The following is a 13481-nucleotide window of genomic DNA, read 5'->3' on the forward strand; positions in this document are numbered from 1 at the left end:
CCAAGACATAAAAAAAACCGCCGCCCCATCAAGGGTACGGCGGTTTTTGCCAGACCGGCGTCGATCAGGACGCGGCGTTGGCCTTGGCCATCTTGCGACGATCCGATTCGTTCAGGTAACGCTTGCGGATGCGGATGGACTTCGGCGTGATTTCCACCAGCTCGTCGTCGTCGATGAATTCAACGGCGGATTCCAGCGTCAGCTTGATCGGCGTGGTCAGACGCACGGCTTCGTCGGTGCCGGAGGCGCGCACGTTGGTCAGCTGCTTGCCCTTGACCGGGTTCACCACCAGGTCGTTGTCGCGGCTGTGAATGCCGATGATCATGCCTTCGTACAGCTTCTCGCCCGGAGCCACGAACATGCGGCCGCGGTCTTCCAGCTTCCACAGCGCGTAAGCCACCGCTTCGCCATTCTCTTGCGAGATCAGCACGCCGTTGTGACGGCCCGGCATGTCCGGCTTGACCGGCGCGTAGTCGTCGAACACGTGGCTCATCAGGCCGGTGCCGCGGGTCATGGTCATGAAGTCGGACTGGAAGCCGATCAGACCGCGCGCCGGAATATGGTATTCCAGGCGGGTGCGGCCGTTGCCGTCGGATTCCATATTGGTCAGTTCGCCGCGGCGACGACCGATCTCTTCCATCACGCCGCCCTGGTGATCGTCTTCCAGGTCGATGGTCAGGTTCTCGTACGGCTCGCTCTTCTGGCCGTCGATTTCCTTGAACACCACGCGCGGCTTGGCCACGGCCATTTCAAAGCCTTCGCGACGCATGTTTTCCAGCAGAATGGTCAGGTGCAATTCACCGCGACCGGACACGCGGAATACGTCGGAGTCGCCGGTGTCTTCCACGCGCAGCGCCACATTGGTCAGCAGTTCCTTGGTCAGACGGTCGCGGATTTGACGCGAGGTCACGAACTTGCCCTCGGTGCCGGCCAGCGGCGAGGAGTTCACCATGAAGTCCATGGTCAGCGTCGGCTCGTCCACGGACAGCATGGGCAGGCCTACCGGCTGCTCCTTGTCGCAGATGGTCACGCCGATGCCGATGTCTTCCAGGCCGGAGATGATGATGATGTCGCCCGCTTCGGCTTCTTCAACCGGCACGCGGTCCAGACCCTGGTAACCCAGCACCTGGTTGATGCGGCCCGTGGCCACTTGATCGTCGTGGTTCATCACCACCACTTGCTGACCCGGCTTGATGCGGCCGTTCAGCACGCGGCCCACGCCCAGGCGGCCGGTGTAGGTGGAGTAATCCAGCGCGGAAATCTGCAGCTGCAGCGGCGCGTCGGCGCTGCCCGGCGGGGTCGGCACGTGCTTGAGCACGGTGTCGAACAGCGGGCGCATATTGTCGGACTCTTCCTCCAGCTCCAGCTTGGCGAAGCCGTTCAGGCCGGAAGCGTAGATGATAGGGAAGTCCAGCTGTTCGTCAGTCGCGCCCAGCTTGTCGAACAGGTCGAAAGTCTGATCCACCACCCAGTCCGGACGCGCGCCCGGACGGTCCACCTTGTTGATCACCACGATCGGGCGCAGACCCAGCGCCAGCGCTTTCTTGGTAACGAAACGGGTTTGCGGCATCGGGCCTTCTACGGCGTCCACCAGCAGCAGCACGCCGTCCACCATGCCCAACACGCGCTCAACTTCGCCGCCGAAGTCGGCGTGTCCCGGAGTGTCGACGATATTGATGTGCACGCCTTCGTATTCGATGGCGGTGTTCTTGGCCAGAATGGTAATGCCGCGTTCTTTTTCAAGATCGTTGCTGTCCATTACACGCTCGTCCACTTGCTGGTTCTCGCGGAAGGTGCCGGATTGGCGCAGCAATTGGTCTACAAGCGTGGTCTTGCCATGGTCGACGTGGGCGATGATGGCGATATTGCGAATTTGTCGGGTCATTTTAGGAAGGAGGATGGATACAGAAAAATCGCTGGATAATAGCACAAAAAACTGTCCATACCAAAAATTCCAGCGGGCGACAAGCGCTGGGCTTTTGCGTACACTGCGCGGCAAACCGACTTCGACGAGGAAACGCTCCATGTACGACTGGAACGCCTTATGGCATGAACACGAAGCCTACCGCACCGGCTACGCCGTTCAGCACAACGATGCCAACCAACTGGCCGACGCCCTGTCCGCCCAACTGATCAAGCCGGCCGCCGGCATAGACGACGTGGCCGTTTACGACGATGGCGACCGCTATCTGCTGGCTGGCCACAAGGACGGCCTGCAATTGCTGGACATCTCCAAACACAGCCTGTTCGACATCACGCTGCGCTTCGTCACTGAGGAAGAAGATCAGGACATCGCCCCGCCCTATATCGAAATCCACGTCGACAACCTGGCCACCGAAGAGCAAGCGGTCTGGCGCGCTGCGGTCAGCCGCGACGAGGAAGGCCGGATATGGGTGGGCAAGCGCGCGCTGGACGAAGGCGTGGTGCCGGCCATGCCCTTCGACGAACTGTCCTTCACCGACAACGCCCGCTTCCGCGAAGAACTGACCCGGGTCTGGCATGAAGACCTGCCGCAACTGAAGCCGGCGCTGGAAGCCTGGTTCCAGCACGGCGCGCTGAGCGCCCCGGCCGACGAGCCGGCCCATTACGGCGACGCCCCGCGGGTACAGCAGATCTGCGACCGCTACGCCGAGATCGTGCGCCGCGAACAGGCGCTGCTGTCGCGCCAGTTCAGCGATCCGGAACTGCACCTGATCGCCCAGGTACTAAAAGGCGTGCGCTTCGACGACGCGGCCTCCTGCCGCGGCGTGTGGCTGGCGGTGGAGGCGCGCATCATCGAGGAAGAGCTGGACCAGCAATGGAAAGTGGACGGCGAAAAACTCCTGACCAAGATGAAGGCGCTCAGCTACGCGCAGGAAGTGGCCTTGATAGAAGCGCTGTCGCCGCTGACGTCCGACTGAACACCTCAAACCGGATCGCGGGTAGAATGCCCCCGATCCGAGCAATCACTCCAAACACATCCAAGTGACCGGCCCCGCCATCACGCGCCGCGCCGGTCCGCATCGAGAAAGATAAAGACATGGCTCAAACCAGCGCCCTGAGACAGCTTCCGCAAAGCACCCTGTTCCGCCCCGGCGACGTCTTCGTCCTGTTCGGCGAACTGTTCGGCCGCGGCTACGCCAACGGCCTGATCAATGAAGCGCGCAAGGCCGGCATGGACATCATCGGCATGACCGTGGGCCGCCGCGACGAGAACAACCAGCTGCGCCCGCTGAACGAGGAAGAACTGGCCGCGGCCGAAGCCAACCTCGGCGGCCGCGTGATCAATGTGCCGCTGATGGCCGGCTTCGACCAGGACGGCTCGCCGACGCCGACCGAGCTGCTGGCCTCCCTGACGCTGAAAAGCTGGCAGGACGACAAGCTGGACTGGGAACACATCGAGCAATGCCGCCAAATCGGCGTGCAGCGCTTCAAGGACGGCGTCGCCCAGGCGATGGCGCAGCTGGACGGCATGATAGCCGACGGCCGCAATGTGTTCTTTGCCCACACCATGGCCGGCGGCATTCCCAAGGCCAAGGTCTTCCTGGCCATCGCCAACCGCGTCTACAAGGGCCGCGGCGAGCGCTTCCTGTCCACCCAGGCGCTGTTGGACAGCGATCTGGGCAAGCTGATCCTGCAAAACTTCGACGAAGTCACCGCCAACACCTTCCAGCACCTGATCGACGGCAGCGCCGCGCTGCGCGGCCGGCTGGAAGCCGCCGGCGGCCAGGTGCGCTACACCGCCTACGGCTACCACGGCACCGAGATCCTGATCGACGGCGACTACCAGTGGCAGACCTACACCAACTACACCCAGGGCTACGCCAAGATGCGGCTGGAAAACGTCGCCCGCGCCGCCTGGGAGCAAGGCGTCAAGGCCACGGTGTTCAACTGCCCGGAAATCCGCACCAACTCCTCGGACATCTTCGTCGGCGTGGAGCTGCCGCTGCTGGCGCTGCTGCGCGCGCTGAAGCGCGAGGACGGCGGCGCCTGGGCCGACACGCAATGGCAGGCCTGCGCCGCCCTGCTGCAGGACGGCCACACGCTGGAAGAGGTGCTGGGGAAGATAGACGCGCTCAATAGCGGCGAGGTGATGCGCGGCTTCCGCAATTTCGAAGCCTGGCCAATGCCGAACAGCCCGGAACTGGCCGAGGTGATGATAGGCACGTCCGACGCCATCGTGGACCTGCATCAGGATAAGAAGGCCTTGATCACCGACCATCTGAGCAGCCTGGTGATCGACGCCACCGGTCCGCTGATGTTCCACGAAGCCGCCGCGCCCGCCGGCCCGGTGCTGTGGCTGAACCATGACATCATCGCGCGCCAGTTGAACCGGATGCATGCTTAAAACCACCTCGGCCGATGGCTGACACAAAACGGCGCGCCCATTCGGGCGCGCTTTTTTTTAAGGCGTCACCCAGCCAGCACCGGAAACAGCGTCAACACCACCTTGCCCAGATTGCGATTGGCCTCCACATACGCATGCGCGTCGGCCACCTGGGCCAAGGGGTAGCTGGAATCCAGCGTCAGGCGCAAGCGGCCCTGCTCCAGCGCCGGCAAGATCCGGGTTTCCAAAGCCCGCGCCAAGCGCGCCTTCACCTCCAGCGGCTGCGGCCGCAGCGTGGAGCCGATCAAGGCGATGCGCTTCATCAGCAGCGCGCCCAGATTCAACTCCGCCTTGGCGCCGCCAAGCAGGCCGATATTGACCAGCCGCCCATCCGGCTTCAAAGCCGACAGATTGTCGTTCAGATAGCTGGCGCCCACCGGGTCCAGCACCACGTCGACGCCGCCCCAGTCCTTGACCATGGGGCCGAAGGCCGGCATTTGCCGGTAGTTGAACACCCGCGCCGCGCCCAGCTCGCGGCAGAACCCGGTCTTCTCCTCGCTGCCCGCGCTGGCGAAAGCCTGCGCGCCCAACAGGCCCGCCAGCTGGATCGCCGCCGCGCCGACGCCGCTGGCGCCGGCGTGCACCAGCACAGTCTCGCCGGCCTGCAAGCCGGCCTTTTCCACCAGATTGAACCAGGCCGTCATCCAGGCCTCGGGCAGGCTGGCCGCCTCCACCCAGGACAGCCAGTCCGGCTTGGCGATGGCCAAGGCCTCGTCCAGCAGCGCGTATTCGGCGTAAGCTCCGCCGCCGATCAGGCCGAACACCGCATCGCCGGGCTGGAAACGCGAATCCGCGTCCGCCTCCTCCACCACGCCCGCCACTTCCAGCCCCAGAATCGGGCTGGCGCCCGGCGGCGGCGGATACTGCCCGGCGCGTTGCGCCAGGTCCGCGCGGTTGACGCCCGCCGCCATCACCCGCAACAGCAATTGCCCGGCGCCGCGAACCGGCGGCGCGATCTCGTTCAAACGCAAGGTGTCGACTCCGCCCGGAGCCGACTGCACAACTGCCAACATACCCCCTCCTTTCGCTCTCAAGCGACTGATTAGCAATGTCAAATACCTTTGCCAAGGCGGACGCAGGCGCGTATCATCTCCGCCCTTGCCCTGTTCCAGCCTCGCCGGACCGGGCCAACCGAATCTGCATTGGGTTCCCTCACCCCAATCCAATAAAAAGGCCGACATCATGTTTAGCTTTACCCGCCAACAGCGGCTGTCCGCGCTGCTGTGGCTGTCCTTGTTCCACATCGCCATCATCGCGTCCAGCAACTACCTGGTGCAATTGCCCATCACCGTGTTCGGCTTCCACACCACCTGGGGCGCGTTCACCTTTCCCTTTATTTTCCTGGCCACCGATCTGACCGTGCGCGTATTCGGCGCGCCGCTGGCCCGCCGCATCATTTTCGCGGCGATGCTGCCGGCCCTGGCGATCTCCTACCTGATCTCCACCCTGTTCTACCAGGGCGCCTGGCAAGGCGCGTCGGCCCTGGCCAGCTTCAATGTATTCGTCGCCCGCATCGCCGTCGCCAGCTTCGCCGCCTACGCGCTGGGCCAGGTGCTGGACGTGCAGGTGTTCAACCGCCTGCGCCAGCTGAAAACCTGGTGGATCGCCCCCGCCTCGGCCATGTTGTTCGGCAATATCAGCGACACGCTGGCCTTCTTCTTCATCGCCTTCTACAAGAGCAGCGATCCCTTCATGGCCGCCAACTGGGTGGAGATCGCGCTGGTGGACTACAGCTTCAAGCTGCTGATCTGCCTGCTGTTCTTCCTGCCCATGTACGGCGTGATCCTGAACCGCATCCTCAAGCAGCTCAGTTTGCGCGGTGTGGAAGCTCAATTGCACGCGGCTTAAACGACTCCAAGCCCGGGCCGGACGCCCCCAGGAAATGGGGGCTGCCGCGGCTGATTCCAACACGCTAGCGCAAGCCAAACGCGGCCGGATTGATTACAATCGGCCATCATGAGTGAAAACTGCTTCCACTGCGGCCTGCCGGTGCCGCCCGACGTCCGGTTCCCGGTCAAATACCGCGAAGTCGACCAGCCCACCTGTTGCGCCGGCTGCCAGGCGGTAGCCGTCACCATCATCCAGTCCGGCCTGTCCGATTACTATCAGCACCGCACCGAGGGCGCGCGCCAGGCCGAGCCGGTGCCGCTCGAACTGCTGGAGCAGATCAAACTCTACGATTCCGACGAGCTGCAGCGCAGCTTCGTGCGCTTCGAGGCCGAAAACCTGCGCGAGGCCTCCTTGATGCTGGAAGGCATCACCTGCGCCGCCTGCGTCTGGCTCAACGAGCAGCACATCCGCCAGCTGCCCGGCATCGTCAGCGTAGACATCAATTACAGCAATCACCGCGCCCGCGTGCGCTGGGACAATAGCCGGGTCCAACTGTCCGCCATCCTGGAGGCGGTCAGCGCCATCGGCTACCGCGCCCACCCCTACGACGCCGAACGCCAGGAAGCGCTGAACCAGAAAGAGCGCAAGCAGGCGATCAACCGCCTGTGGGCGGCCGGCCTGTCCATGATGCAGGTGATGATGTACGCGGTGCCCATCTATCTGGCGCCGGACGGCGAGATTTCTCCGGACTTCCTGTGGCTGCTGCACTGGTCCAGCTTTATCCTGACGCTGCCGGTGGTGCTCTACTCCGCCGTGCCCTTCTACCGCGCCACCTGGCGCGATCTCAAGACCCGGCGCGTGGGCATGGACACTCCGGTGACCATAGGCATTCTCACCGCCTTCCTGTCCAGCTTCTGGGCCTTGATCAACAAGGTGGAACATGGCGTCTATTTCGACTCGGTGTCCATGTTCGTGTTCCTGCTGCTGGGCGGCCGTTATCTGGAAGGCATCGCCCGGCGCAAGGCCGGCGAAGCCACCGAAAGCCTGGTCAAGCTGATCCCCGCCTTCGCCCACCGCCTCAGTGGCTGGCCCGCCAGCCGTCAAAGCGAGGAAACCACGGTGACGCAGCTGCGTCCCGGCGACGTGATTCTGATCAAGCCCGGCGAGACCATTCCCGCCGACGGCGTGGTGCTGGACGGCCACAGCGCCAGCAACGAGGCGTTGCTGACCGGAGAGAGCCGGCCGGTGAGCAAGGAGGCCGGCTCCGCGGTGATCGCCGGCAGCGTCAACGCCGCCAGCCCGCTGGTGGTGCGGGTGGACCAGACCGGCCAGGACACCCGGCTGGCCGGCATCGTGCGGCTGCTGGACCAGGCGCTGGCGGAGAAGCCGCGGCTGGCGGTGATCGCCGACCGCTTCGCCAGCTGGTTCGTGGCCCTGCTGCTGCTGGCCGCCGCCGGCACTTACATCGGCTGGCACTATATCGAGCCGGACCGCGCGCTGTGGATCATGGTGGCGGTGCTGGTGATTTCCTGTCCCTGCGCGCTGTCGCTGGCCACCCCGGCGGCGCTGACCGCCGCCTCCGGCCACCTGGCGGCGCTGGGCGTGCTGACCACCCGCGGCCATGCGCTGGAAACCCTGCCCAAGATCAGCGATGTGGTGTTCGACAAGACAGGCACCCTGACCCATGGCGATATGCGGCTGCTGGACAGCTGGACCGCGCCCGGCCGCGACGCGGCGGCGGCGCTGGCCACGGCGGCGGCGCTGGAACAGGGTTCGGAACACCCAGTGGCGCGCGCGCTGCTGGCCGCCGCCGGCGACGGCCCGTACCAGGCCGCGGACGCGCTGCGCAACCATCCCGGCCAGGGCGTGACCGGCCAGCTGGATGGCCGCGCCTGGCGCATCGGTTCGCCGGAATTCATCGCCGCCCAGCTGGGCGACTGCCCGCTGCCCGCCGCCGACTGGCACGGCGACAAGACCCTGATCGCGCTGGCGGACGAAACCGAACTGGTGGCCTTGTTCGCCATCGGCGACGCGGTGCGCGCCGACGCGACGCCGCTATTGCGCCAGCTGAAACAGCGCGGCCTGCGCGTGCATCTGCTCAGCGGCGACGGCGCCGGCGCGGTGGCCAGCCTGGCGCGCCAGCTGGATATGGACGCCCACATCGCCCGCGCCGCGCCAGAGGATAAGCTGGCCTATGTCGGCCGGCTGCAAGCCGCCGGCAAGCGCGTGCTGATGGTGGGCGACGGCATCAACGACGCGCCGGTGCTGGCCAAGGCCGACGTGTCCATCGCCATGGGCGGCGGCACCGACGTGGCGCGCGCCAGCGGCGACATGGTGCTGATAGGCGACCGGCTGGGGCTGATCGCCAGCGCTTTCGAGCTGTCGCGCAAGACCTTGTCTGTGATTCGTCAAAACCTGTGGTGGGCCGCCGCTTACAATATCGTGGCGCTGCCCTTGGCCATCGCCGGCCATGTCACGCCGTGGATCGCCAGCCTGGGCATGGCGTCCAGCTCCCTCATCGTAGTCGGCAACGCCCTCCGACTGGTCAAACGGAGACCCTGATGGAAAGCCTGTATCTGCTCATCCCGCTCAGCCTGGTGCTGGCCTTCGTCATCGGCGGCATTTTCTGGTGGGCCACCCGCAACGGCCAGTTCGACGACATGGAAGGCCCGGCCCACCGCATCCTGATGGACGACGACAAGCCCAAGGACGCCAAGGACGAGACGCCGCGGCGCGACTGAAGCCCCGCGCTCGCCCAAACCCCTCCCGGCGCATCCCCGCGCCGGGATTTTTTTGCTCCGACGCGGCGCGCCCGCATGTCCCGCCGCCGGACCAATCTTCACCCAAATCGAATAAAATCAAGGACAAAGCGTCGCAATCGCTTTCGTTATCCGATTTTTGCTGTAAAATCGCGCCCCTTGAGCAATATTAGCTAATCATCATCTAATAATCGTTGGATCCGCCTTGTCCGGCGCCGCGCGCCGGCTTGTCAACTTCCGCACCATCATCTCAGGGTTGTTCGTGAATACCTTACAAGCTCTCGTCGGCATGTTGTTCCTGCTGGGCACCGCCTATGCGCTGTCCACCAATCGCAAAGCCATCAATTGGCGCATCGTGCTGATCGGTCTGATCATGCAAAGTTCGCTGTTCCTGGTCATCAACTACGTGCCCGCCGCGCGCGCGGTGTTCGAAGCCTTCGGCTCCGGCTTCGCCAAAGTGCTGACCTTCTCCGGCGAAGGCGCCAGCTTCGTGTTCGGCGACCTGGCCAAACCCAGCGGCAGCATGGGCTTTTTGTTCGCCTTCATGGTGTTGCCGGTCATCATCTTCTTCTCCGCCTTCAGCGCCCTGCTCTACCATCTGGGCATCCTGCAACGCGTGGTGGCCGGCATGGCCTGGGTGATGAAGCGCAGCATGAAGCTGTCCGGCCCGGAAAGCCTGACCGTGGCCGGCAACATCTTCCTCGGCCAGACCGAGGCCCCGCTGCTGATCCGCCCCTACATCCAGCACATGAGCCGCTCCGAGCTGGCTTGCGTGATGATCGCCGGCATGTCCACGCTGGCCGGCGGCGTGCTGGCCGCCTACGTCGCCTTCCTCGGCGGCAGCAATCCGGCAGAGCAAGCCAAGTTCGCCACCTATCTGCTGATGGCCTCCTTCATGAACGCGCCGGCCGCCGCGGTGTTCGCCAAGATCATCTACCCGGAAACCGACCGCGACCACGCCTCCAGCGACAAGCTGGACTACAGCCAGGACGACGATCAGGGCAGCTTCATCAACGCCATCGTCAACGGCGCGATGTCCGGCATGAAGATGGCCGCCGCGGTGGCCACCATCATCCTGGCCATCGTGTCCATGATCGCGCTGGCCAACTTCGTGGTGAAGGACGGCATCGGCGCCGCGCTGGGCGTCAACGAGATGATCAAGGCCTCCACCAACGGCGTGTTCGACGGCCTGACGCTGCAATACCTGTTTGGCCAGGCCTTCCGCGTGTTCGCCTTCATGATGGGCGTGAGCTGGCACGAAACCCTGGAAGTGGGCAGCCTGCTGGGCCAGAAGATCGTGGTCAACGAGTTCATCTCCTACCTGGACCTGGCCAAGATGAAGGCCGCCGGCACCCTGTCGCCGCAAGCCATCCTGATTTCCACCTTCGCGCTGTCCAGCTTCTCCAACTTCAGCTCGGTGGGCATCTGCGTCGCCGGCATCGGCGCGCTGGCGCCGTCGCGGCAGAAGGAACTGGCCCAGATCGGCATGCGCGCGCTGGCCGCCGCGGTGATGGCGGGTTTCATGACCGCGACCACCGCCGGCCTGTGGATGTCCATTTTCTAAGAACCTGTTTACGATCTGCTGCGCGTCGTGGAGCGTTACACGGTGAGTACAGCTTCGAAATGCTCATGTACCACGCGTACATTCCGCTTTCTCAGCCGTTTTCGCCTTGTCTCGCCTTAGCTCGCGAGATCGTAAACCGGTTCTAAAAGCAATCACCGCGTTTTGATCTAGTTGTAGCGTGGACAAGCCCAAAGGACTTGCCCACGCTACGAACTCAGGCCTTTGTCCGCGGCGTCTTAAGCAACATGCAACCCCGCGCTCCGGCGCGGGGTTTTTCATGAACCCGCGGCGGCGTGCTAAGCTGCCGCCATTTTCACGCGCGGCACCGCCAATGGAACGCAAACACTGGGATATCTTCTGCGCCGTGGTCGACAACTACGGCGACATCGGCGTCGCCTGGCGGCTGGCGCGTCGGCTGGCCCACGACCTCGGCCTGGAAGTGCGGCTATGGGTGGACGACCTGGCCAGCTTCGCCCGCATTGCGCCCGATCTGGACCCGGCCCTGCCCGCCCAGCGTCTGGCCGACATCGACGTCCGCCACTGGCCGGCGGACGGCCCGCCCGCGGACACCGTGCCCGCCGAGGTGGTGATCGAGGCCTTCGGCTGCCGGCTGCCGGAGAACTTTGAACAGGCGATGGCCGCCAAGGCGGTCAAGCCGGTGTGGATCAATCTGGAATACCTGTCGGCGGAAGACTGGACCCGCGGCTGCCACCGCCAGCCCTCGCCGCATCCGCGGCTGCCGCTGACCAAGCATTTCTTCTTTCCCGGCTTCGAGGCCGACACCGGCGGCCTGATCTGCGAACAGGGCCTGCTCGACGTCCGCCGCCAGTGGCAGGACGACGCACTGGCGCGCCGCGCCTATTGGCAATTGCTGGAACTGCCGGAGCCCGCCGTGGACGAATTCCGGGTCAGCCTGTTCGCCTATGAAAACCCGGCGGTCACCAGCCTGCTGGCCACCTGGGCGCTGGGCGAGCGCCCGGTCACCTGCCTGGTGCCGGAGGGCAAGGCGCTGCCTGATGTGGAACGCGTGTTCGGCCACTCACTGCGCGCCGGCATGCTGGCGCGCCAGGGTCCACTGACGGTCAAGGTGCTGCCGATGACCGACCAGGACAGCTACGACCTGCTGCTATGGTCCTGCGACCTCAATCTGGTGCGCGGCGAAGACAGCTTCGTGCGCGCGCAATGGGCCGGCCGGCCGTTCCTGTGGCACATCTACCCGCAGGACGACGCCGCCCATCTGGCCAAGCTTGATGCCTTTTTGTCACAGTACGGCGCGGCGCTGCCCGCCGGCGCGGCGCAGGCGCTGAGCGCCGCCAGCCATGCCTGGAACCACGGCGCCGACATGGCCGCCGCGTGGACGGAACTGGCCGCCTGGCTGCCCGCCTGGCGCGAGCATGCCGCCGCCTGGCCGGAAAAATTGCTGGCGGACGGCGATCTGGGCGACAGACTGCTGCACTTTGTCCGGGAAATCGGCTAGAATACGCCGTTTTTCGGAAACCTTTTTTTCCGACTTCAATCAAGAGTTTGGGACTTTTAGTAATGAAAACCGCACAAGAACTCCGCGCCGGCAACGTATTCATGGTAGGCAGCGACCCGATGGTCGTGCAGAAGGCTGAATTCAGCAAATCCGGCCGCAACGCCTCCGTTGTGAAAATGAAGATGAAGAACCTGTTGACCGGCGCCGGCAGCGAAGCCGTATACCGCGCCGACGACAAGTTCGACGTCATCGTGCTGGACCGCAAGGACTGCACCTACTCCTACTTCGCCGATCCGATGTACGTGTTCATGGACACCGAATTCAATCAGTACGAAGTGGAAGCCGACAACCTGGGCGACACGCTGAACTTCATCGTCGACGGCATGGAAGAAGTGTGCCAAGTGACCTTCTACGACGGCAAGGCCATCTCGGTTGAACTGCCGACCACCGTGGTTCGCGAAGTGGAATACACCGAACCGGCCGTACGCGGCGACACCTCCGGCAAAGTGCTGAAGCCGGCTCGCCTGGTGGGCACCACCTTCGAAGTTCAGGTTCCGGCCTTCGTCAACACCGGCGAAAAGATCGAAATCGACACCCGCACCAACGAATTCAAGAAGCGCGCCTAAGCGCCCTCTTGCTTCGCAGTGCCCAAAGCCGCCCGGCGCCATGCGCCGGGCGGCTTTTGTTTTGAGCGCAGCGTGTCAGCGACAGGCCATCAGCGCTTGATCCTGGATAAGGGGTCGTCCGGCCGGTAAGTCGGCGTCATCGGCCGCGGCGACCCCACCATCACACAGAGCAAGGCGTCGTCGTCGCCCACATTCTCTTCGCCGCGGTAGATCCCCGGCGGAATCGAGATCAGATCCCGCGGGCCGACGACCGCCTCCCAACGCTCCCCTTCCAAAGATTCGCAAAACAGCTTCACCGTGCCTTGCAACACAAAGAAAATCTCCTCCGCGTCGGTGTGCAGATGCAGGGGGCCGATATGGCCGGGCGGAATCTTCATCGTGGAAAAAGTGAAGTGCACCGCCGGCACGGTATTGCCGTCGGCGGCCACCCCGGTGGCGCCGGTGCCGACATAGCGCATCTGCGCGCGGCCGTACTCCGGCTTGAAATCCGCCTGAAACTTCAAGGCGTCCCAGTCGTAACGGCGGGTGGAACGCAACACGCAACGCGACGCCATCCACTCGGCAAAGCTCTTGCCGGCCGGCCTGGCCAAGGAAGGCAGAGCCTCCCGCACCAATTCATTCAAACGATCATTGTTCATGGTGGTCTTTCAACGGCGGGCAGCCTGCTCGCAGGCTGGAATGTCGAAACCGGAACGCAGGGCGCGGCGCAGGGCGCCTCATTTGTTCCGTCTATGAAACATGATTTCATTAATGAAATCTTCTATAGCCTAGGCAAGCCGAACCCAGGCCAAACATTAGGGAAAACCCTAATATTTTGCTCGGTTTTCACCTCATAAAGTCGATCATGTTCCACAAATAA

At 64.1% G+C, this 13481-nt stretch carries 11 protein-coding genes; 8 read left to right on the forward strand and 3 right to left on the reverse strand.

Annotated features, from left to right (window positions below):
- Positions 1 to 64: 64 nt before the first annotated feature.
- A complete protein-coding gene (gene typA, locus ACODSD_RS15580; protein ID WP_107799121.1) occupies positions 65 to 1885 on the reverse strand; it encodes a translational GTPase TypA in 1821 nt (606 codons plus the stop codon).
- A 139-nt stretch (positions 1886 to 2024) separates the two neighbouring features.
- Between typA and ACODSD_RS15585 the strand changes: the two genes are divergently transcribed.
- Positions 2025 to 2900 (forward strand): hypothetical protein, encoded by an 876-nt coding sequence (locus ACODSD_RS15585; protein ID WP_486636923.1) that lies wholly within the window; start codon positions 2025 to 2027, stop codon positions 2898 to 2900.
- A gap of 119 nt (positions 2901 to 3019) precedes the next feature.
- Positions 3020 to 4327 carry an enoyl ACP reductase FabMG family protein gene (locus ACODSD_RS15590; protein ID WP_488877738.1) on the forward strand — a complete coding sequence of 436 codons (1308 nt, stop codon included), beginning with the start codon at positions 3020 to 3022 and terminating at the stop codon, positions 4325 to 4327.
- A gap of 65 nt (positions 4328 to 4392) precedes the next feature.
- Here the strand turns inward: ACODSD_RS15590 and ACODSD_RS15595 are convergent, their stop codons facing one another.
- The gene (locus tag ACODSD_RS15595) at positions 4393 to 5379 is read right to left on the reverse strand and encodes an NAD(P)H-quinone oxidoreductase (protein WP_488877739.1); all 987 of its coding nucleotides are present in this window, start codon (positions 5377 to 5379) and stop codon (positions 4393 to 4395) included.
- A gap of 169 nt (positions 5380 to 5548) precedes the next feature.
- On the opposite strand from ACODSD_RS15595, the gene ACODSD_RS15600 reads away from it, so the two are divergent.
- The 6 genes from ACODSD_RS15600 (at position 5549) to efp (ending at position 12622) form a co-directional block, all read left to right on the forward strand.
- On the forward strand, positions 5549 to 6214 hold the full coding sequence (locus ACODSD_RS15600; RefSeq protein ID WP_107799126.1) for a 7-cyano-7-deazaguanine/7-aminomethyl-7-deazaguanine transporter: 666 nt from the start codon (positions 5549 to 5551) through the stop codon (positions 6212 to 6214).
- Positions 6215 to 6322: 108 nt separating this feature from the next.
- Positions 6323 to 8758 (forward strand): heavy metal translocating P-type ATPase, encoded by a 2436-nt coding sequence (locus ACODSD_RS15605; protein ID WP_488877740.1) that lies wholly within the window; start codon positions 6323 to 6325, stop codon positions 8756 to 8758.
- Complete coding sequence (gene ccoS / locus ACODSD_RS15610) at positions 8758 to 8937, forward strand: cbb3-type cytochrome oxidase assembly protein CcoS (protein ID WP_019103031.1); 180 nt, start codon at positions 8758 to 8760, stop codon at positions 8935 to 8937. The genes ACODSD_RS15605 and ccoS overlap by 1 nt, the downstream gene beginning before the upstream one ends.
- A gap of 280 nt (positions 8938 to 9217) precedes the next feature.
- The gene (locus ACODSD_RS15615; protein ID WP_107801759.1) at positions 9218 to 10519 is read left to right on the forward strand and encodes a NupC/NupG family nucleoside CNT transporter; all 1302 of its coding nucleotides are present in this window, start codon (positions 9218 to 9220) and stop codon (positions 10517 to 10519) included.
- A gap of 331 nt (positions 10520 to 10850) precedes the next feature.
- Complete coding sequence (gene earP / locus ACODSD_RS15620; RefSeq protein WP_488877741.1) at positions 10851 to 11996, forward strand: elongation factor P maturation arginine rhamnosyltransferase EarP; 1146 nt, start codon at positions 10851 to 10853, stop codon at positions 11994 to 11996.
- A 62-nt stretch (positions 11997 to 12058) separates the two neighbouring features.
- Positions 12059 to 12622 (forward strand): elongation factor P, encoded by a 564-nt coding sequence (efp, locus tag ACODSD_RS15625; protein WP_048412240.1) that lies wholly within the window; start codon positions 12059 to 12061, stop codon positions 12620 to 12622.
- Positions 12623 to 12711: 89 nt separating this feature from the next.
- Here efp and ACODSD_RS15630 read toward each other — a convergent pair whose 3' ends face one another.
- Positions 12712 to 13260, reverse strand: coding sequence for a cupin domain-containing protein (locus ACODSD_RS15630; RefSeq protein ID WP_107799129.1), 549 nt, complete (start codon positions 13258 to 13260; stop codon positions 12712 to 12714).
- Positions 13261 to 13481 lie beyond the last annotated feature (221 nt).

It is taken from the genome of Chromobacterium sp. FG22 (genome assembly GCF_057809415.1).

What these genes read in the sequence shown, in the direction of transcription:
- ACODSD_RS15585 (WP_486636923.1), top strand. Translation starts at nt 2,025, where the DNA reads ATGTACGACTGGAACGCCTTATGGCATGAACACGAAGCCTACCGCACC.
- efp (WP_048412240.1), top strand. Translation starts at nt 12,059, where the DNA reads ATGAAAACCGCACAAGAACTCCGCGCCGGCAACGTATTCATGGTAGGC.
- ACODSD_RS15590 (WP_488877738.1), top strand. Translation starts at nt 3,020, where the DNA reads ATGGCTCAAACCAGCGCCCTGAGACAGCTTCCGCAAAGCACCCTGTTC.
- typA (WP_107799121.1), bottom strand. Translation starts at nt 1,885, where the DNA reads ATGACCCGACAAATTCGCAATATCGCCATCATCGCCCACGTCGACCAT.
- ACODSD_RS15595 (WP_488877739.1), bottom strand. Translation starts at nt 5,379, where the DNA reads ATGTTGGCAGTTGTGCAGTCGGCTCCGGGCGGAGTCGACACCTTGCGT.
- ccoS (WP_019103031.1), top strand. Translation starts at nt 8,758, where the DNA reads ATGGAAAGCCTGTATCTGCTCATCCCGCTCAGCCTGGTGCTGGCCTTC.
- ACODSD_RS15630 (WP_107799129.1), bottom strand. Translation starts at nt 13,260, where the DNA reads ATGAACAATGATCGTTTGAATGAATTGGTGCGGGAGGCTCTGCCTTCC.
- ACODSD_RS15600 (WP_107799126.1), top strand. Translation starts at nt 5,549, where the DNA reads ATGTTTAGCTTTACCCGCCAACAGCGGCTGTCCGCGCTGCTGTGGCTG.
- earP (WP_488877741.1), top strand. Translation starts at nt 10,851, where the DNA reads ATGGAACGCAAACACTGGGATATCTTCTGCGCCGTGGTCGACAACTAC.
- ACODSD_RS15605 (WP_488877740.1), top strand. Translation starts at nt 6,323, where the DNA reads ATGAGTGAAAACTGCTTCCACTGCGGCCTGCCGGTGCCGCCCGACGTC.